General features: G+C 70.0%; 14 protein-coding genes and 2 tRNA genes. 8 read left to right on the top strand and 8 right to left on the bottom strand.

Features of this window, described 5'->3' with window-relative positions; all coding sequences use genetic code 11:
• Window positions 1-27 precede the first annotated feature (27 nt).
• Entirely contained in the window at window positions 28-1437 is a 1410-nt protein-coding gene (locus tag ACWTPI_RS24150) for a porin (RefSeq protein ID WP_020423913.1), read from the bottom strand.
• Between the two features lie 36 nt (window positions 1438-1473).
• Window positions 1474-2838: a cytochrome-c peroxidase gene (locus ACWTPI_RS24145; RefSeq protein WP_454732956.1), complete on the bottom strand. Its 1365-nt coding sequence runs from the start codon at window positions 2836-2838 to the stop codon at window positions 1474-1476.
• Between the two features lie 823 nt (window positions 2839-3661).
• On the opposite strand from ACWTPI_RS24145, the gene ACWTPI_RS24140 reads away from it, so the two are divergent.
• The 5 genes from ACWTPI_RS24140 (at window position 3662) to ACWTPI_RS24120 (ending at window position 9399) form a co-directional block, all read left to right on the top strand.
• Window positions 3662-4174, top strand: a complete 513-nt coding sequence (locus ACWTPI_RS24140) for a sigma-70 family RNA polymerase sigma factor (RefSeq protein ID WP_020205328.1) — start codon at window positions 3662-3664, stop codon at window positions 4172-4174.
• Between the two features lie 6 nt (window positions 4175-4180).
• The gene (locus ACWTPI_RS24135) at window positions 4181-5161 is read left to right on the top strand and encodes a FecR domain-containing protein (RefSeq protein ID WP_454732955.1); all 981 of its coding nucleotides are present in this window, start codon (window positions 4181-4183) and stop codon (window positions 5159-5161) included.
• A 139-nt stretch (window positions 5162-5300) separates the two neighbouring features.
• Window positions 5301-7844, top strand: coding sequence for a TonB-dependent siderophore receptor (locus ACWTPI_RS24130; protein ID WP_454732954.1), 2544 nt, complete (start codon window positions 5301-5303; stop codon window positions 7842-7844).
• Window positions 7845-7859: 15 nt separating this feature from the next.
• Window positions 7860-8636, top strand: coding sequence for a hypothetical protein (locus ACWTPI_RS24125; RefSeq protein ID WP_454732953.1), 777 nt, complete (start codon window positions 7860-7862; stop codon window positions 8634-8636).
• 136 nt (window positions 8637-8772) lie between these two features.
• On the top strand, window positions 8773-9399 hold the full coding sequence (locus tag ACWTPI_RS24120; RefSeq protein WP_029044109.1) for a trimeric intracellular cation channel family protein: 627 nt from the start codon (window positions 8773-8775) through the stop codon (window positions 9397-9399).
• Between the two features lie 12 nt (window positions 9400-9411).
• Here ACWTPI_RS24120 and ACWTPI_RS24115 read toward each other — a convergent pair whose 3' ends face one another.
• On the bottom strand, window positions 9412-10506 hold the full coding sequence (locus tag ACWTPI_RS24115) for an MBL fold metallo-hydrolase (RefSeq protein WP_454732952.1): 1095 nt from the start codon (window positions 10504-10506) through the stop codon (window positions 9412-9414).
• Between the two features lie 247 nt (window positions 10507-10753).
• Between ACWTPI_RS24115 and ACWTPI_RS24110 the strand changes: the two genes are divergently transcribed.
• Window positions 10754-11170 (top strand): hypothetical protein, encoded by a 417-nt coding sequence (locus ACWTPI_RS24110; protein WP_029044110.1) that lies wholly within the window; start codon window positions 10754-10756, stop codon window positions 11168-11170.
• Window positions 11171-11291: 121 nt separating this feature from the next.
• Here ACWTPI_RS24110 and ACWTPI_RS24105 read toward each other — a convergent pair.
• The 4 genes from ACWTPI_RS24105 to ACWTPI_RS24090 form a co-directional block, all read right to left on the bottom strand.
• Window positions 11292-11366: transfer RNA gene (locus tag ACWTPI_RS24105), tRNA-Thr, on the bottom strand.
• Between the two features lie 19 nt (window positions 11367-11385).
• Window positions 11386-11461 (bottom strand) — tRNA-Gly (locus ACWTPI_RS24100).
• A 215-nt stretch (window positions 11462-11676) separates the two neighbouring features.
• Window positions 11677-12966 (bottom strand): ATP-grasp domain-containing protein, encoded by a 1290-nt coding sequence (locus tag ACWTPI_RS24095; RefSeq protein ID WP_454732951.1) that lies wholly within the window; start codon window positions 12964-12966, stop codon window positions 11677-11679.
• Window positions 12967-13015: 49 nt separating this feature from the next.
• The gene (locus ACWTPI_RS24090; protein WP_454732950.1) at window positions 13016-14521 is read right to left on the bottom strand and encodes a pyridoxal phosphate-dependent decarboxylase family protein; all 1506 of its coding nucleotides are present in this window, start codon (window positions 14519-14521) and stop codon (window positions 13016-13018) included.
• 461 nt (window positions 14522-14982) lie between these two features.
• On the opposite strand from ACWTPI_RS24090, the gene ACWTPI_RS24085 reads away from it, so the two are divergent.
• Together ACWTPI_RS24085 and ACWTPI_RS24080 are read left to right on the top strand one after the other, a co-directional pair.
• Complete coding sequence (locus tag ACWTPI_RS24085; protein ID WP_454734008.1) at window positions 14983-16689, top strand: glycosyltransferase family 39 protein; 1707 nt, start codon at window positions 14983-14985, stop codon at window positions 16687-16689.
• A gap of 99 nt (window positions 16690-16788) precedes the next feature.
• Window positions 16789-17421 (top strand): VTT domain-containing protein, encoded by a 633-nt coding sequence (locus ACWTPI_RS24080; protein WP_454732949.1) that lies wholly within the window; start codon window positions 16789-16791, stop codon window positions 17419-17421.
• A gap of 25 nt (window positions 17422-17446) precedes the next feature.
• Here ACWTPI_RS24080 and ACWTPI_RS24075 read toward each other — a convergent pair whose 3' ends face one another.
• Window positions 17447-18916 (bottom strand): efflux transporter outer membrane subunit, encoded by a 1470-nt coding sequence (locus ACWTPI_RS24075; protein WP_454732948.1) that lies wholly within the window; start codon window positions 18914-18916, stop codon window positions 17447-17449.
• Window positions 18917-18918: the final 2 nt, after the last annotated feature.

Below are 18918 nucleotides of genomic sequence, written 5' to 3'. Positions count from 1 at the left end.
GGCGCGTCGCGGCCGCATGTCATGACACTAGAAATAGATCCCCAGCCCGAGGTCGAAGCGGCTGAAGTCGCGGTTGACGCGGAAGCGCTGGTAATCGACCTTGAACACGACGTTCGGGTTCAGGTAGAAGTTCAGGCCCGCCGTCCAGACCGTATCGTAAGGCTTGGGGAACACCGCGCCGCTGGCCGTGACCGGCTGCGACGGCACCGCCGGGAAGCCCGGCGCCAGGCCCTCGTAGCGCGCGCCCATGTTGTACCGCTCGAAGCGCGCGAACGGCACCGCGCGATAGCTGCCATGCTGCCACACGCTGTAGGCGGCCTGCAGGTACCAGCCGTAGAACGAGGCCGGCATCGGGTTGGCGGTGCCCGGGAACTGCGCGTTGACCTTGGCGGTGTTGCTGATGTAGCCCTGCGCGTAGAGCGCCGACAGGTCCCACTTGCCCGGCGTCCAGCGCGCGTGGGTTTCCCACAGGGTCGAGCGCTGGCTGCCCGCGCCCGCGGCCGGATTGGCGTTGCCGGTGAAGACCGAGCCGCCCAGCAGCAGCCCCGGCACGCCGCGGTAGTTCAGCGACAGGTACTGCGAGGCGTTCTTGGCGTTGGCCAGCGACATTTCCTGGTGGGTGGCCTGGAACGGCGCCGAGCCGTTGTTCTGCAGCTCCAGCGCCGAGCCGTACAGCGGCGTCTCGGGCGTGAAGTTCCACTTGGACAGGTCCAGGCCGGTGGTCAGGCCCACGTTCCAGTCCAGCCCGATGTCGGTGTTGCCGTGCAGCGCGAAGCCGCCCTCGCGCCACGTGCTGGGAATGATCAGGGTCTCGATGAAGTTGCGGTAGACGCCGTAGTAGGCGGTGGGCTCGTGGTGCTCGTTGATGAGGCCGACCGGCATCAGGAACACGCCGGCGGTCACGCCCACCTTGTCGGTGAACATGTGGTCGACGTAGAACTGCTCCACCTCGAACTCGCCGGCGTCGGACGACGAGGCGATGGCGTGCTCCACCTCGAACTCGGAGGCGAAGCGCGTCTTGTCGTCGAAGCGGTAGCCGAAGCCGAACACCGCGCGCCCGAGGTCGGCGCGCGTGTCGTTGGTGTTGCGGCTGGGCCGCGAATAGCCGATCTCGCCGTAGCCGAACAGGCTCAGGTTGTCCAGCGGCGAAGGCTTGGCGGCCGCCTGCTGCAGGGTTTCCTGCGACGCCTGCAGCTGCGCGACCTGCGCGGTCTGGTCGGCCTGCTGCCGGGCCTGCGCCTGCTGCTGCGTGGCCATCGCGGTGTTCTGCTCCTTCATGGCCCTGAGCTCGGCCTTGAGCGCATCGAGCTGGCCGGCCATGTCGTCGATCTTCTTTTCCAGTTGCTGCACCACCGCCGGACTGGCGCTCGGCGGCGCGGCAAGCGCAGGTGTCCCCGCCACGGCGAGCGCCGCCGCGGCAATCATGGTCCTCTTCATTGCATTTCCTCCCTGTTTTTCCTGGCTCGTTCCGGGCTATTTCCTGTTCTTGGCGACAGTGACTGCGGTGTTGGTGACGGCGGCGGGCGCGGCCGCGCCGCCGGCGCGCGTGGCGGCCACGCTGGCCGCGGTGGACTGGCACTGCGCGGGCGGCTGGTAGGCGGACGGATTGGCCGCGTCGAAGCCGTCGGTCAGCGTGCACAGGAAGCGCACCAGGTCGGCGATCTCGCCGTCGCTCAGGTTCGGCGCCAGCGAGGGAATGTAGGGAACCTCGGACACGTTGACGTTGCCGGCGTAGGCGACCGGCAGGTCGTTGTAGAGGATGTCGGGCGTGCCGTCGGCCTTGCGGTACCAGCGCGCGGGATCGGTGTCGCGCGTGATGTACCACGCCACCGCTTCTTCCAGCGTGTCGAACACGCCGTTGTGGAAATACGGCGCGGTCAGCGCGATGTTGCGCAGCGTCGGCACCTTGAAGGCCCCGCACAAGCTGGTGCGGCCGGCGAACTCCGCGCGCAGCGGCCCGCACAGGCCCAGGTCGTAGTAGTCGTGGCCGGGATCGCCGAGCGCCGCGCCGTTCCGCGGCACGTAGCCAAGCGTGTTGCCGTCGACGTTGGCCGCGATCTTCCAGTTGCGCGGAATGCCGACGTTGTCGTAGGTGAAGTCGGTGAACAGCGCCGGCGTGGTGGCGGTCGGCGTGGACACGTGGCAGGCCGTGCAGTTGCCCTTGGCCGGGTTGTTGAACAGCGCCAGCCCGTTGAGCTCCTGCGGCGTGAGCTGGGCCGTGCCGCTCAGGTAGGCGTCGTACTTGCTGGAGAAGCGGTGGAACGACGGATCTTCCTTCTGGTACTGCGCCAGCGCCTGGCCGATGTTGTGCAGGGCCGTGGTCGCGTCCGTCACCGAGCTCCCGCCAAATACCGCCTTGAAATCGCTGATGTAGGGCCGCGTCAGCAGCCGCGCCAGCACCTCGTCCGCCGAGGCGTTGGCCATCTCGAACGGCGTGATGAACGGCTGCTCTGCCTGGTCGGCGATCGACGCCGCGCGCCCATCGCGGAAGAAGCCGCCCACCGGCGTGCCGTCGGGCTGGAAGCTGAAAGCCGGCGTGAACTGCATGTAGGTCAGCGAAGGCGCGTTGCGCAGGCCCGGCAGGTCCATGTTCGGGCCGCCCAGCGGCACCGCGAGGCCGTCGTCGGCGGCGTAGCCCCGGCTTGCCACGTGGCACGTCGCGCACGACTGCCGGCCCGAGGCCGACAGCGCGGTGTCGGAGAAGATCTTTTCCCCGACCCGCGCCATCGCCGACAGCGAACCGGCAACCGGCGCCGTGGCGGCGCTGTTGCCGGACGAGCCGTCGTCGCCGCCTCCACCGCAGCCCGCCAGCCACATGCCAAGCAGGACCGCGGCCAACAGGCCGCGCCGCCCTCCCCTCCGATGACGCCGCTCAGGGCCCTCTTTGATAGTCATTGTCTTGTGGCGTGCGAGACGCTGCCGAGATGGATGGATGGATCGTTAGGTATGAAATTTACGAATCAGAATGATTCGTGTTTATCGGATTATAGAAGCGGACTTTCAGGAATGAACAGGGGGGTCCCCACATATATCTGAGGCGCTCAGGTAAATGTGTTGTGGCGGCGCGTCAGCCGATACCGCACCGATTAATTTCGTGGCCCTTGTCTTGAATCAATCTGGCCTGACTTCAAATGCATCTTCTTAATAACAAAGAAACTTGTGCGTCGTCCTGCCGGTTCTACCAGCATCCCGCAATCCCTTTGTTCAAGCCAGTCTTCGTTGATTCCCTGCCGCTCCCGCGTATCCCGCGAGAGGTTTCTCCGTCATTTTTCTTATCGCCAACAGGTGTTTTCCCGGATCAAGACATCCGTAATGCCGAGCGGCATCGGATTACTCTGGTCCGGCCTTAATTTTTCCTTAATGGAGGATGATTTATCATTTAGCTTGCGTGTATTGACCTTGGTCAAAAGATGCGCTGAAAAATACGCCGGTTATTATCTTTATTCAGGCGGAAGTGAATTTACAGGCTCACGACTGATCGCCCGCCCCACCCGCCCGGCTTGCCTCGCTTGCGGCGGTCGCCGCGCCCCGGCGATGTTGCGGCAATCCCCGACACGCGCGTCCGCGCAACCGCCCGGTCTCCGGCTTTGATATAATGAGAATCGTTCTCATTTTTTGGCCATGACCGGTGCTGCGCACCGTATGATCGGGAAGGACTGCCATGCCGGCCGCGGAATCCGCACCACAGCGCGAATTGCTTGCGCTCTACACCGACCATCACGGTTGGCTGTGCCGTTGGCTGCGCGGCAAGCTCGGCTGCACGCATCGCGCGGCCGACCTCGCCCACGACACCTTCCTGCGCCTGCTGGCGCGCGAGGACACGCTCGGCATCGAGGAGCCGCGCGCGTTTCTCACCACCGTCGCGCAGCGCGTCCTGTCCAACCACCGCCGGCGCGAGCAGCTCGAGCACGCCTACCTCGATGCGCTCGCGCACATGCCGGAGCCGATGGCGGCCTCGCCCGAGGAGCGCGCCATGCTGCTGGAAACCCTGTTCGAGATCGACCGCCTACTGTCGGGCCTGCCGACGGCGGTCAAGCGCGCGTTCCTGCTGTCGCAACTGGACGGCATGGAGCAGGCGGACATCGCCGCGCAGCTGCGCGTGTCCGTCACCACGGTCAAGCGCTATCTCGTGCGTGCCGCCACGCAGTGCTATTTCGCCGTCGCGCCGGAGTAAGCATTCATGAGCGCGGAAACGGTACCCGGCATCCCGCCCGAAGTGGCCGCGCGCGCGGTCGAATGGCTGCTCCTGCTGCAGGAAAAGGACACCTCGCCGGCCACGCGGCAGGCCTGGGAACGCTGGCGCGCGGCGCACCCGGACCACGCCCGCGCCTGGGCGCGCATCGAAGCGGTCAACGCGCAGTTGCGGCAGTTCGCCTCGCCCGGGGCCGCCGCCGTCGCGCGCGCGGCGCTGCTGCCGCCGCGCTCGGCCGGCCGCCGCCAGGCGGTCAAGACGCTGGCCCTGCTGCTGTTCGCCGGCGGCATCGCCTGGACCGCGGAAGAACGCGCGCCCTGGCGCGAGTGGCTGGCCGACGAGCGCACCGCGGTCGGCGAGCGGCGCAGCCTCATGCTGGCCGACGGCACCGTGGTGTCGCTCAACACGGACAGCGCCATCGACGTGCGCTTTACCGCCGCCGAGCGCCGGGTGCGGCTGGTCGGCGGCGAGATCATGATCGTGACCGGCAAGGACGGCGCCGCGCCGCGGCCCTTCGTGGTGGAAACCGAGCAGGGCGAGCTGCGGCCGCTCGGCACGCGCTTCACCGCGCGGCGCCTGCCGGACGCAAGCCAGGTCGGCGTGTTCGCGGGCGCGGTCGACGTGCGCCCGCGCGACGGCCACGGACTGGCGCGCACGCTGCGCGCGGGCGAGCAGGCCCGCTTCACGCGCACCGCCATCGGCTACATCGGCGCGGCCAGCGAGACGGACGCGGCCTGGGTCGACGACATGCTGGTCGCGACCCGGATGCGCCTCGACGGGTTCCTCGCCGAAGTCAGCCGCCACCGCCCTGGCCGCCTGCGCTGCGATCCGGCGATCGCCGCGCTGCAGGTGTCCGGCACCTTCCCACTGGCCGATACCGACCGCATCCTCGATGCGCTGCGGACCACGCTGCCGGTGCAGATCCACTTCCTGACCCGCTACTGGGTGACAGTGCAGCCGGCCGGCTAGTCCGCCGCCGGCCGCGGCCAGCCGGCACGCACGAAAGCCGCCTGCGATTTTTTTGCGCCCGAGGTGGTCTGTTTCCGATTCTCGCGGGACATAGGAGATAAGCGCACCACATCTCCGAACCTCCTCCGAGTCACCGATCATGGAACATCACCGCATCGCCGCACGCGCCCTCCGCGCCAACGAGGGCTCTCCAGCCACGCCGCACGGCCCCGCCCCGCGCCGGCTGCGCACCGCGCGCCGCCCGCTGGTGGCGGCGCTGGGCCATGCCGTGGCGGCGCTGGGGCTGGGCGTGGCGGCGCTCGCGCCCGGCGCCGCCACCGCCGCCGACGCGCCCGCGTCGCAGCCTTCGCCGGCCAGGGCCTACGACATCCCGGCCGGCCCGCTGGAAGGCGCGCTCAACCGCTTCGGCCGCGAAGCCGGCATCCTGCTGTCGTTCCCGCCGGAGATCGCCGCCGGCCTGCAAAGCAAGGGGCTGCGCGGGCAATACGGCGTGCCGGAAGCGCTGGGCGCGCTGCTCCAGGGCACCGGCCTGGCCGCGGTGGCGCAGGGCTACGGCGGCTACGCGCTGGTCCGGCGCGTCGAGCCGGCCGCCGCCGTGCCGCCGCTGGCGCCGGGCGAGGCGGCGCTGCCGCCCGTGGTGGTGCAGGCCGACGCCGCGCGCGAGGAAAGCTACCGCCCGCCGCCCAACGCGGTCGTCACGCGCTCGGACACGCCGCTGCTCGACATCCCGCAGGTGGTCAACATCGTGCCGGCGCAGGTGCTGCGCGACCAGCGCCCGCGCAACCTCGACGACGCGCTCGGCAACATCAGCGGCATCACCCAGGGCAACACGCTGGCCGGCACCCAGGACACCATCCTCAAGCGCGGCTTCGGCGGCAACCGCGACGGCTCGGTGATGCACAACGGCATGCCGCTGATCCAGGGCCGCGGGCTCAACGCGGCGGCCGACAACGTGGAAGTGCTCAAGGGCCCGTCCTCGCTGCTGTACGGCATCATGGACCCCGGCGGCGTCATCGACATCGTCAGCAAGCGGCCCATGCTGCAGCAGTACAACGCCATCTCCGTGCTCGGCACCACCTACGGCCACGGCAAGAACGGCGCCGGCGGCACGCTCGACACCACCGGCCCGATCGGCACTTCCGGCCTGGCCTACCGCCTCGTGGTGGACCAGGTGGACGAGCAGTACTGGCGCAACTTCGGCGAGCACCGCGAGACGCTGGTGGCGCCGTCGCTGGCCTGGTACGGCAAGGACACGCAGGTGGTGCTGTCCTACGAATACCGCAAGTTCCTCTATCCGTTCGACCGCGGCACCGCGCTCGACCCGCGCACCAACGAGCCGCTGGCGATTCCCAGCCGGCGCCGCCTGGACGAGCCCGTCAACAGCATGGACGGCCAGTCCCACCTGATCCAGCTGGTGGCGGACCACCAGTTCAACGCCGACTGGAAAGGACACTTCGGCTACAGCTACAACCGCGAGACCTACGACGCGGGCCAGCTGCGCGTGGCCGGCGTCAACACCACCACCGGCATCCTCACGCGCAGCAACGACGCCACCCACGGCGCGCTGAGCACCGACAGCTACGCCATCGGCTACCTCGACGGCCGCTTCCAGGTGGCCGGCATGCGCAACGACCTGCAGGTCGGCGTGGACAGCGAATACCGGCGCATCTACCGCGCCGACCTGCTGCGCCAGGCCACCACGTCGAAGTTCAGCTACCTCAACCCCGTCTACGGGCTGGAGCCGGCGTCGAGCACCGTGTCGCCCAGCGACAGCGACCAGACCGACACCCTGCACGACACCTCAGTGTTCCTGCAGGACAGCCTGCACCTGACCGACAAGTGGATCCTGGTCGGCGGCGTGCGCTTCCTGTCGTACAGCCAGGTGGCCGGGCGCGGGCGGCCGTTCGTGACCAACACCGACCTCGACGGCAACAAGTGGCTGCCGCGCGCGGGCCTGGTCTACAAGTGGTCCGAGGCGGTCTCGCTGTACGGCAGCTACACGCAGTCGCTCAAGCCGACCTCCACCATCGCGCCGCTGAGCACGGGCGTGGTGATCGACTCCTCGGTGCTGCCGGAAGAAGCGAAATCGTGGGAGCTCGGCACCAAGCTGGACTTCACCGGCGGGCTGACCGCCAACCTCGCGTTCTTCAACATCGACAAGAAGAACGTGCTGGTGTCCCAGTACAACGACGCCACCAAGCTGACCGACTGGCGCACCTCCGGCCGGGCGCGCTCGCGCGGCATCGAGCTGGACGTGGCGGGCCAGATCGGCAACCGCTGGAGCGTGATCGGCAGCTATGCGTTCATCGACGCCAAGACCACCGAGGACCCGCTCTACGCCGGCATGCGGCTGTGGAACGTCGCGCAGCAGACCGGCTCGCTGGCGGCGGTCTACGACTTCGGCCAGATCTTCGGCGCCGACCGGCTGCGCCTGGGCGCGGCCGGGCGCTACGTGGGCCGGCGCCCGGGCGACTCGGCCAACAGCTTCGCGCTGCCCGCCTACGTGGTGGCCGACGCCTTCGCCACCTACGAGACCAAGGTCGGCGCCACGCAGAAGCTGCGCTTCCAGCTCAACGTCAAGAACCTGTTCAACCGCACCTACTACCCGTCCAGCGCCAACCGTTACTTCGTGGCGATCGGCGACGCGCGCCAGGTCTCCCTGCTGACCACGCTGGAATTCTGAGGAACGAGGAAACCCATGAACACGCACGACCTCCAGCGAGGCGCCAGCCGCGCGCCGCGCCACGGCGTTGCCGCAAACCCGCGCCGCCGCGCGTTCGCCGCGCGCCTTGCCGGCCTGCTGCTGCTTGCCGGCAGCATGATCGGCGGCGCGCACGCCGCCGAGCCGGCGGGACACGGCCGGAAGATCGCGCTGGTCGTCCAGGCCGGCGGCCCGGACCTGGCGGTGGACCTCAAGATCAAGGCGCACCTGGAAGCGCGCGGCTACGCGGTCAGCCTGCTGGCGCAGGACCAGCCCGCCGACGCCGCGCTCGGCGCCGACCTCGTGGTGATGTCGTCCACCATCGCCGCCAAGAACGTCGCCGCCGGCTGGCGCGCGCTGCCCCGGCCGCTGCTGACCTGGGAGAACGACCTGCTCGACGACCTCGCCATGACCGGCAAGCGGCACGACACCGATTTCGGCGAAGCGCCCAAGGAACGCTACCTGTGGCTGGTCAACGCGCCCCATCCGCTCTCGGCCGGGCTGCCCGCCGGCGTGGCCAACGTCTACGAGCGGCAGGCCGCCATGAGCTGGGGCAAGCCCGGCCTGGGCGCCAGCATCATCGCCACGCTGTACGGCCAGCCCGACAAGGCCGCCATCTTCGCCTACGAGAAAGGCGCCACGATGGACTACGAAGCGCTGGCGCCCGCGCGGCGCGTGATGTTCTTCCTCGGCAACGACACCTTCGCCAACCTCGCCGCGCCGGGCCGCCAGCTGTTCGATGCGGCGGTGGACTGGGCGCTGGGGCTGCGCTAGCCGGCCACCAGTACCCGGCCCCGCGCGCGGCGCGGCGCCCCTGTCTCCGGGAATTGCGGCCGCGCCACACTCATGCACTGGCGCGCCGGCGCGCCGGCCAGTATGCTCTGGGCGCAAACTTAGCCAAACGCCCTCAATGAGAACAAAAGCCGAAGTCGTCGTACTGGCAGCCGACCTGGCCGGGACTGCCGTATTTGCGCTGGAAGGCGCGATCACCGGAATGCAGCACGGACTGGACCTGCTCGGCGTGATGGTGGTGTCGCTGATCACCGCGGTGGGCGGCGGCATCATCCGCGACCTGCTGATCGGCGCGGCCCCGCCCAACGCGATCCGCGACTGGCGCTATCCGGCGCTGGCCATGCTGACCGGGGCGGCGGCCTTCGTCTTCCACTCCGCCGCGCGCGATTTCGCCGGCATGCTGCCGACGATGCTGGACGCGGCCGGCCTGTCGCTGTTCGCCGTGGCCGGCGCGCAGAAGGCCCGCCTCTACGGCGTGCGCCCGTTCATCGCCACCCTGATGGGCGCCGTCACCGGCGTGGGCGGCGGCGTGGTGCGCGACATGCTGCTGGCGCGGGTGCCCGTGGTGCTGCACGCGGACATCTACGCCACCGCGGCCTGGCTCGGCGCGACGGTGGCGGTGAGCACGCGCGCGCTCGGCCTGCCGCCGGTGGCGGCCGCGGTGGCCGGCGGCGGAGCCTGCTTCGTGCTGCGGCTGCTGGCGGTCTGGAACGACTGGCACCTGCCCACGGCGCCGGTCTGGTAGCGGCGGGCCGCGTCAGGCGGCGCGATACCAGGCGATGCCGTCGTCGTCCGTCTCCATGACGGTTTCGCCCCGGTGCAGCAGGTAGTTCAGGTGCGCGATGCTCTCGCCGGTGGCCATGCCCAGCAGCCCCGGCTCGGCGCCGATGGGCCGCGAGAACAGCTCGCCGAACACATCCACCGCCCGCTTCGGCGCGCCCAGCGCCTGGCGCAGCCGGTCCAGCGCCGCGTGCTGGCTGCGCTCCAGGTGGCCGATGCGCGCATGCAGGCCGCGGAACGGCTCGTTGTGGGCCGGCAGCACCAGCACGTCGTCCGGCACCTCGCGCCGCAGCTTGGCCAGCGAGGCCAGCCAGTCGCCCATCGGGTCGGCATCGGGCTCGGTCGGGAACACCGACACGTTGGACGAGATGCGCGGCAGGATCTGGTCGCCGCTGATGAGGATCTTCAGCGCCTCGCTGTAGAAGCAGGCATGCTCCGGCGAATGGCCGTTGCCTACCACCACGCGCCATTGATGCGCGCCGATCTGCAGCAGCTCGCCGTCGCGCAGGCGGCGGTAGCTGTCCGGCAGCGCGTGCACGAACTTGCCGAAGCCGCCGAAGCGCGCGCGGTAGGCCTCGATGGCGTTGTCGTCCCAGCCCGCGCGGCGGTAGAAGCGCACGCCGTCTTCCGGCGCCTCGCGCCCGGTGTCCGCCGCCAGCACGCGGCAGTTCAGGTATTCCAGCCGCGTCATCCACAGCCGGCAGCCGAACTTGCGGGTCAGCCAGCCGGCCATGCCGATATGGTCCGGGTGCATGTGGGTGACGAACAGCCGGGTCAGCCCGTCGGCCAGCGCGCCGCCGCCGGCGAACAGATCGCGCCAGGCGGTGGTGGTCTCGCTGGTCTGCAGGCCCGCGTCGAAAGCCGCCCAGCCGCCGCCGTCGCGCACCGCCCACAGGTTGATGTGGCTCAGCGCGAACGGCATCGGCATGCGGAGCCACAGCAGGCCCGGCACGATCTCGCGCACGGTGCCGGGCGCGGGCGCGTCGCCGCAGGGGTATTCGAGGACGGGCCTGCCGTCCGCCGGGGCGGAGGGCGCGGGGCTGGCCGGGGCGGCGGTTTTCTCGCTGCTCATCTTGTCTGGCTCCTTGGATGCCGCGGGCGGTCCGGCACCGGGGCCGCCGCGCTTGTGAGGTGGATCGATTCTACCGAGGTCCGGCGGTTCGCATCGGCCGACGCCGGCCGCGTGCCCCGGGTTGTGTGCGGTAGCCGCCTGGGCCGGCCGCACCATCCGCCTGACCGCCCCCCAAGACCACGCGATGCCCGGGGCCGGCCGCCGGCGCGGACGCCATCGCGCAAGGCGAGGTAAAGTAATGGCCATCATGAGACATCCGCTATTCGCGGCGCTGCTGGCCGCCATGCCGGCACTGGGCAGCGCCGCCTCGTTCGACTCCCTGCTGGCCTGCGGCGAATCCGCCCACCAGTTCATCGCCGGCCTGCAGCAGCAGCGCCTGATCGAGACCAGCCCCATGCGGGTGGAAGACAACTCGGTCAACGCCTTCTGGCCCAAGAGCGACGCCGGCATGACCGTGCTCGGCCGCAGCGTGTTCGCCGTGTTCGGCTACCAGCCCGGCGACGCGCTGTTCAAAGCCGGCAAGGGCACGCCGCTGGACAAGCCGCTCCACGGCGTCGCCGTGGTCGGCAGCACCGAAGCCATCACCAAGACGCTGGCCACCTCGGGCAGCAAGGCGCGGGCCGAGCACGCGGCGCCGTTCATCACCGCGATCATCTGCGATTGACGGGGTCTTCCGGGAAGTGCTGACAAGGAGCTGCCCGGCGACGGGCCGGGCGAATGCCACAGCAACGGGAACGTGCGCCGCATCATGCGGCGGCAGGCGATGGGAAAAACCGAAGGGGAAGTGGTGCCCATGGGCAGGATCGAACTGCCGACCTCTCCCTTACCAAGGGAGTGCTCTACCACTGAGCCACATGGGCGATGCTGCTGCTGTCGTGCTGGAGCGGGAGACGAGTCTCGAACTCGCGACCTCAACCTTGGCAAGGTTGCGCTCTACCAACTGAGCTACTCCCGCGTCTTTGACACCCGGCCGGGACGCGGACCGACGGGCCGCGGATCGACTGTCCGCGGGCCTCGGCGACTTGAGTCCCAGGCGCAAAGGAGCGCGGAGTATAGCAGAAAACCCCGCCATTGCGAGCGGGATTTCCGCGCGCTCCGTGTCCTCTGTCTGCATCTTCCAGGAGGCATCGGCAACAAGCCCGATCCCGCTGCCCGCGCCGAGGAATAGGCCTACCGTGCCGGCGCGCCGCCCGGTATGGACTCGCGCGCATCGTCGCCCGCGCCACGCGCCCTCTGCGAATCCGTGGCCGCATTCAGCAACAGCGTGCGGAAGGCGGCGAATACCTTGCGCATCTGCGGCTGCTTGTAGGGAAACACGTCGGCGGGATCGAGGTCGTGCACGACCATGCAGGTGTCCGCCTCGAATATCAGCAGGTCGCCGCCGGGCGTCTCGGCGCAATCCAGCCCGAAGTAGTCCAGCCCCAGGCAGGCCTGGATGCGCTCCAGCGCATCGCGGTGGCGAACCGCGAACGTCTCGTCGAACCGCTGCATGATGTCGGCTTCTTCGGCGCGCTTGTCGGCGCTGTCGGTCATGCCGGCGTTCAGGTAGTGGATCATCCAGTGATCCGAGATGCCGACGTGGCACACGTAGGTGCGCCCCTCCAGCATCACCACGCGATATTTGCGGAACAGCCCGTCGGCATTGCGATAGTCGACGAAGCAGGAGATGAAGAATTCCTCGTCGTCGTGCGCCGACAGGTAGGCGGCCAGCGCGGCCGGCGTATCGAGCTTGGCCAGGTCCCGCCCCGCATGCGAATCGAGTGGCCTGACCAGGATGGGAAAGCCGCCGGTGCCGAGATGCGCGGCGACTTCGGCTTCGCCGCGCGCAATCGCGCCGAGCACGTCTCGCGGCGCCCGCCGCGTCGGCGGCATGCTGACGCCCGGCAGCGGCGACAATAGCTGCGCGGCGCGGTCGCGCGACAACTGCAGCACGCGCTCGGGGGCGTTGAGCACGGGCCGCGGCCAGCCGGCCAGCGCTTCCCGCAGGGCGTCCAGCAGCGCCCGGGTCCGGTCGGATTCGCCCGCCGCGACGATCAGCACGTCATGGTCGGGCAAGGCGTCGGGCAAGGGCTGGTCGGGGGGCAGGTAGAGCATGTCGAGCGCGATGTCGGAGCCATGCAGCAGGCATTCCAGCGGCGCATTGGCCATCAGGTCGCCGGGCACCATCAGCGCCAGCAAGCGCAGCCGCGGCCTGACGCCGGGCGCGGCCGGCGCCTGGAAAAGCCGGCGGACCTGCAGCGCCTCGGCCTGCATCGCCATTGCCAGCGGGCGCTTGCCGGTCATCTGCAGGATCAGCGACAGGTCCATCAGCGCATAGGCGTCCGACGGGTTCGCGGCCAGATGTTCGATCAGCTGCTCGGCCAGCGGCCGGAGGTCTTCGCCCTGGTGGGCCATGCGCAGCAGTTCGCGCAGGCCGACGAAGGCATGCGCGGTGGGCGCGGCGGACGTGGTTCTTGTCATGGTGAAGCCTGGGTTGGGCGAGCCTGCCGCACGGGCGGCGCGCAATGGGTCAGACGATGCCGCCGTCGGATTGAAGAGACGCGCCGGAGGCAAGCACCGCCCGCAGCAAGGCGTCGATGTCCTGCTCGCGCGTGCGATGGTTGAACAGCGCGACACGGATGGCGGCCTGCCCGCCAAGCACCGTGGCGGAGGGCGCGGCAACGCCGGACTCCTGCACCGCCACCACCAGCGCCCGATTGAGGGCATCGACGCGGCCGGCATCGACGCGGCCGTCGCCGTGGCCGACATAGCGGAAGCAGACGATGTTGAGCGCGACCGGCGCCAGCAGCTCCAGCGCCGGATTGCCGCCGATGCGCGCGGCCAGCACGCGGGCCAGCGTGCAGCTGGCGGCGATCATCTCGCCCAGGCGCTGGGTCCCGTGAACCTTGATGGTGAACCAGGTCTTCAGCGCGCGAAAGCCGCGCGACAGGTCCGGCCCGAAGTCGCTCGGCCACGGCGAGCCGGCGGCCAGCCCCCGCCCGGCACGGCTCAGGTAGGTGCCGTGCTGCGTGGAGAAGGTGTCCAGGTGCAATTGCCGGTCCCGCACCAGGACGAAGCCCGCGTCGTAGGGCACCTGCAGCCATTTGTGGAAATCGAACGCGATCGAGTCCGCCTGCGCGATGCCGTCCAGGCGCGGGGCCAGTTCGGGGGACAGCATGGCCAGCGCGCCGAACGCGCCGTCGACGTGGAAGTGCAGCCGCTCGCCCGCGGCGATGCGCGCGAGCCCGGCCAGGTCGTCGATGGCCCCGGTATCCACCGTGCCGGCGGTGCCCACCACCAGGAAAGGCTGGAAGCCGCGGGCGCGGTCCTGGGCGATGCGCGCGCGCAGTTCGTCGAGCCGCATGCGGCCCTGCGCGTCGACGGCAATCGGGCGCAGTTGCTCGCGCCCCAGTCCCGCCAGGTCCATTGCCTGGGCGATGCAGCCATGCGCCAGCGTCGAGGCATAGGCCACCGGCACGGCCCGCATGCGCGCCGTGCCTTGCGCGCGCACCGTCGTGCCGAGCGCGCGCGTGCGCGCCACCAGCACGCCGATCATGTTGGCCATCGAGGAGCCGGTCAGGAACAGGCCGCTGGCATCCTGCGGAAAATCGAACAGTTCGATCACCCAGCGCAGCACCTGGCGTTCCACCTCGATGGGGATATGGTCGCGCCCGCCCAGGTTGGCGTTGAGCCCGCCCGCCAGCATTTCGGCCAGCATGCCGGCCACCGTGCCGCCGCCGTGCACCCAGCCCATGAAACCGGGATGCGCATTGCCCACGGTGTAGGGCAGGATGTCCCGCATGAAATCATCGTGCACGGCTTCGAGCGAACTCGGCCGCCCTGGCAGCGCTTCGGTGAAGCGCTGCCGGACCGCCGGCGGAGCCGGCTGCCAGACCGGCCGCTCGCGGATGGTCTGCAGATAGTCGAACATGTCGTCGAGCATCCTGTGGCCCTGGCGCCGGCAGGCCGCCCAGTCCTCCGGATCGAGTCCGCCGGCTGCCGCTGCAGCCTCACCGCTGGATTCCGGTGCGCGCATGAATATTGCCTCAGGAGGATGCTGGTGATCGATGCGGGGCATGCTAGCAGCCGCATACTTAAGGCTGCATTAAGGACAGGCCCTTCACCGCGGCGCAGATGCCGCTTCGCCGTTGCCTTGCCGGCCTTAATTCTTTCTTAAGGGAACCCGCGCTACGCTGGTGCCAGTCGGACCGACCTGCGATCCCATGCAGCGTGCCGCCGCCGACTGGCATGTCGCCGGCGAGGCCATCGGTCGCGCACCGGAAGCGCTGCGCGCCGGCACGCCGGACGCGGCCGGCTGCAGGAAGGCGGTCGCGGAACGGATCGGCACCTTCGACCGCCTCGGCCGCCGGCAGCAACTTCACGCCGGCCCATGCTCAACCATCACGAACGCCCATGCCTTCCACTGGACGACGGACCTGCCCGACCTGCGCTCCGCGGATCATGTCGATGGCGCTCCGCAACCGAACCGCGGGTTTCATGCAGCGGCTGACCGCGCGCAGTTACGGCGACGTGCCGGTCGCCGTGCTGCTGCCGGTCTGCCTGCTGGTGCTGCTGCTGTGGTTCGGCACGCTGGACCTGAGGCACCTGCTCAGTTCCGACGAAGGCCGCTACGCCGAGATCTCGCGCGAGATGTTCGCCAGCGGCGACTGGGTCACGATCCGCTACAACGCGCTCAAGTATTTCGAGAAGCCGCCCTTCCACATGTGGATGACGGCGCTCGCCTATGGCGCCTTCGGCGTGGGCGACTGGCAGGCGCGGCTGTGCGTGGCGCTGTCCGGCATGGCCGGGCTGCTCGTTTCCGCGCTGGCCGCGGCGCGCTGGTACGGCGCCCGCGCCGGCGTGCTGACGGCGCTGGTTCTCGTCGCCGCGCCGATGTGGAGCGTGGCCTCGCACTTCAACTCGCTCGACATGACACTGTCCGGCGCGATGGCCTGCGTGCTGGCGTTCATGCTGCTGGCCCAGCACCCGGCCGCCACCCCGGCCGCGCGCCGCCATTGGATGTGGGCGTGCTGGGTGGCGATGGGCGTGGCGATCCTGACCAAGGGCCTGGTGGGCATTGCCCTGCCGGGGCTGGTGCTGGTGATCTACACGCTGATCGCGCGCGACTTCGGCCTGTGGAAGCGGCTGCATCTAGCCAGCGGCATCGCGCTGATGCTGATCGTCACGGTGCCGTGGTTCTGGCTGGTGTCGGAGCGCAACCCCGAATTCCTCCATTTCTTCTTTATCCACGAGCACTGGCAGCGCTACACCTCCACGGTGCACTCGCGCAAGGGCCCGCTCTGGTATTTCGTGCCGCTGCTGGTGGCCGGCTTCATCCCCTGGCTGGGACTGCTGCCGCGCATGTGGAACGTGATGCGCGACGACATGGCCATCGCGCGCGCCACCGGCACCCGGCCGTTCCAGCCGGCGCTGCTGCTGGCGGTGTGGGCCATCGCCATCTTCGTGTTCTTCAGCCTGTCGGGCTCCAAGCTGCCCGGCTACATCGTGCCGGTCTTTCCCGCGCTGGGCATGCTCGCCGGCGTGGCGCTGCTGCGGATCCAGGAGCAGGCGTGGCAGCGCTATCTCAAGGCCATGCTCGTGGTGATGGCGCTCGGGCTGCTGGCCAGCCCGGTGGTGGCCACGCTGCATTCCAACCATACGCCCAACGCCGACTATCGCGTCTACGCGGTATGGATCGCGATCGCCTTCGCGGTGATGCTGGCCGGTGTCTGGCTGGCCTGCCGGCTGCTGGCCACGCGCGGCCTGATGGCCAGCGTCACGGTCTATGCGCTGACGCTGTTCACGGGTTTCACCGGGGCGCTGCTCGGACACGAATCGATCGGCGGGCCGGCCTCCGGCGCGGGCATGGTGCCGGCCATCGAGGCGGTACTCAAGGACGACATGCCGCTGTATGGCGTGCGCATGCTGGACCATACGCTGCCGTTCTATCTGGGGCATCCGCTGGTGATGGTGGCCAGCGCCGACGAGCTGGATTTCGGCACGCAGCAGGAACCGCGGAAATGGATCCCCACGCTGGATGCGTTCGCGGCCCGCTGGCAGGCGGGGCCGCCCGCGCTGGCGGTGATGTCGGCGGACACCTACCTCCTGCTGGCCAGCCGGGGCGTGAAGATGACGGTGGTCGCGGACGACGCGCGCCGCATGGTGGTGGCGAATTTCCCGTTGCGGGCGGCAACCGAACGCTGACGAATGACCAAGGCATGACCGCTTGCCACCCGCCTGCATCCTTCCCTGACGCAAGACCGCGCACCCACATATCCGCTTACCCACATCGAGAATCCCCCCATGCTTGCCACCGGAGCGCTAAGCTGGCTGACCAGCGACCAGCAGATCATGTCGATGCTGGCCCAGAACTGGGTCACGGGCCTGATGATCGTCGCCGCCATCATCTTCCTGGAAACCGGCATCGTGATCCTGCCGTTCCTGCCCGGCGATTCGCTGCTGTTCGCCACCGGCGCCTTTCTCGGCGTCAATGACCTGTCGCCGCTGCCGGCCATCGCGCTGATCTGCACGGCGGCGGTGCTGGGCGACGGCGTCAACTACCTGATCGGCCGCTCCGCCCTGGGGCAGCGCCTGCTGCGCGCGGGCTGGGTCAAGCCCCGGCACATCGAAAAGACGCGCGCCTATTTCGACCGCTACGGCGGCTCGACCATCACGATAGCCCGCTTCGTGCCCATCGTGCGCAGCGTGGCGCCTTTCCTGGCCGGGCTGAGCGGCATGTGCCCGCGCCGCTTCACCGCGTTCAACGTGCTCGGCGCGGTGGTGTGGGGCACCGGGCTGCTGCTGGCCGGCTTCTGGCTCGGCGGCATCGAATGGGTCCGCGCGCACATGAGCTGGATGACCCTTGCCATCATCGCCGTCTCGCTGCTGCCGGTGCTGCTGCAGGTCAGGCGGAGCACGGCCCGGGTCCGGCGCTGAGGCGCCGGTGCCCGGATGCCCCGGGCTACTTCACCGCGTCGGCGCGGTGCCAGCCGCCGCCCAGCGCCTTCACCAGCATCACGCTGGCGATCAGCTGCCGCCGGCGCACGGCCTCGGCCGCGCGGTCGCTCGCCAGCGCCGTGCTCTCCAGCACGCTGACGTCCAGGTAGGCGACCGCGCCCTTGCGGTAGCGGTCCAGCCCCAGCGCCAGCGCGCGGGCCGAGGCGTCCGCCGCGGCCTGCTGGCTGTCCGCTTCTTCCGCCAGCGCCGAGAGCGCGGCAAAGTTGTCCTCCACTTCCTGAAGCGCGCGCAGCACGGTGTCGCGGTAGTCGGCCGCGCTGGCATCGAACTGCGCCAGCGCGCTGTCGGCCAGCGCGCGGCGGCGGCCGCCGTCGAACAGGGTGGCGGCCAGCGCCGGGCCGATTGCCCAGAAGCGGCTCGGCGCGGTCAGCCAGCCGGCCAGGCTGGAACTGTCCAGGCCGCCGCCCACGGCCAGCATCAGGCTGGGGAAGAAGGCCGCGCGCGCCACGCCGATCTGCGCGTTGGCGGCGGCCACGCGCCGCTCCGCCGCGGCCACGTCGGGGCGCCGTTCCAGCAACTGCGAAGGCAGCGCGGCGGGCAGCGGCGGCAGCACGGACAACGCCGCGTCGTCGGGCTGCGCGGCCAGCGAGAACGCGGGCGGCGGCAAGCCGACCAGGGTGGCGATGGCGTGCTCCAGTTGCGCGCGATTCAGGCGCACGTCCGCGAGTTGCGCCCTGGCGTTCTCCAGTTGCGCGCGCGCCTGCGCCACCTCGCCTTCGGTGGCGATACCGCCGCTGTAGCGGTTGCCCACCAGCGCCAGCACGGTGGCATAGGATTCGACGGTGCGCCTGAGCAGGCCCAGTTCGCGGTCGGCCGAGCGCAGGCCGAAGTAGTCGGCCGCCAGTTCGGCCTGCAGGCCCAGGCGCACCGCGGCGACGTCGTCGGCGCTGGCCTGGGCGCGCGCGTCGGCCGCATCCGCGCCGTTGCCGATGCGGCCGAACAGGTCCGGCTCCCACGACGCGGTCAGGCCAAGCGCGTAGTCCGGGACGGTCTTGCCGGCCAGCGAGCGGCCCACCAGGTTGGCGGAGGTGTGATTGCTGGTGGCGCCGGCGCCAGCGCCCACCACCGGGAAATACGCGGCATGCGCGGCGCGCGCCTGGGCGCGGGCATCCCGCAGCAGGGCCGCGGCCTTGCGCAGCGACTGGCTGGACACGTCGATGCGCGCTTCGAGCGCCTCGAGCTGCGGGTCGCGGTAGACGTGCCACCAGTCCCGCGCGATGCCGGGCGGACCGCCCGGCGTCGCGGCGCTGGCGCCGGCCTCCTTGTAGGCGGACGGCAGGTCCAGGGCGGGCGGCTGGTAGTCCGGCGCGGTGGCGCAGCCGGCCAGCAGCACGGGCAACAACGCGGGCAGCAGCGCGGCCGCGCGGGCCAGCGCGCGCAGGCCGCGGCGGATCGGGAGGACGGGAGCGTGCATGC

This window comes from Cupriavidus ulmosensis (assembly GCF_977008105.1).
Note: the sequence above shows the minus strand (reverse complement) of the source record. Positions and strands in the feature narration are given on the sequence as shown.

What these genes read in the sequence shown, in the direction of transcription:
- ACWTPI_RS24150 (WP_020423913.1), bottom strand. Translation starts at nt 1,437, where the DNA reads ATGAAGAGGACCATGATTGCCGCGGCGGCGCTCGCCGTGGCGGGGACA.
- ACWTPI_RS24140 (WP_020205328.1), top strand. Translation starts at nt 3,662, where the DNA reads ATGCCGGCCGCGGAATCCGCACCACAGCGCGAATTGCTTGCGCTCTAC.
- ACWTPI_RS24135 (WP_454732955.1), top strand. Translation starts at nt 4,181, where the DNA reads ATGAGCGCGGAAACGGTACCCGGCATCCCGCCCGAAGTGGCCGCGCGC.
- ACWTPI_RS24130 (WP_454732954.1), top strand. Translation starts at nt 5,301, where the DNA reads ATGGAACATCACCGCATCGCCGCACGCGCCCTCCGCGCCAACGAGGGC.
- ACWTPI_RS24125 (WP_454732953.1), top strand. Translation starts at nt 7,860, where the DNA reads ATGAACACGCACGACCTCCAGCGAGGCGCCAGCCGCGCGCCGCGCCAC.
- ACWTPI_RS24120 (WP_029044109.1), top strand. Translation starts at nt 8,773, where the DNA reads ATGAGAACAAAAGCCGAAGTCGTCGTACTGGCAGCCGACCTGGCCGGG.
- ACWTPI_RS24115 (WP_454732952.1), bottom strand. Translation starts at nt 10,506, where the DNA reads ATGAGCAGCGAGAAAACCGCCGCCCCGGCCAGCCCCGCGCCCTCCGCC.
- ACWTPI_RS24110 (WP_029044110.1), top strand. Translation starts at nt 10,754, where the DNA reads ATGAGACATCCGCTATTCGCGGCGCTGCTGGCCGCCATGCCGGCACTG.
- ACWTPI_RS24095 (WP_454732951.1), bottom strand. Translation starts at nt 12,966, where the DNA reads ATGACAAGAACCACGTCCGCCGCGCCCACCGCGCATGCCTTCGTCGGC.
- ACWTPI_RS24090 (WP_454732950.1), bottom strand. Translation starts at nt 14,521, where the DNA reads ATGCGCGCACCGGAATCCAGCGGTGAGGCTGCAGCGGCAGCCGGCGGA.
- ACWTPI_RS24085 (WP_454734008.1), top strand. Translation starts at nt 14,983, where the DNA reads ATGCAGCGGCTGACCGCGCGCAGTTACGGCGACGTGCCGGTCGCCGTG.
- ACWTPI_RS24080 (WP_454732949.1), top strand. Translation starts at nt 16,789, where the DNA reads ATGCTTGCCACCGGAGCGCTAAGCTGGCTGACCAGCGACCAGCAGATC.
- ACWTPI_RS24075 (WP_454732948.1), bottom strand. Translation starts at nt 18,916, where the DNA reads ATGCACGCTCCCGTCCTCCCGATCCGCCGCGGCCTGCGCGCGCTGGCC.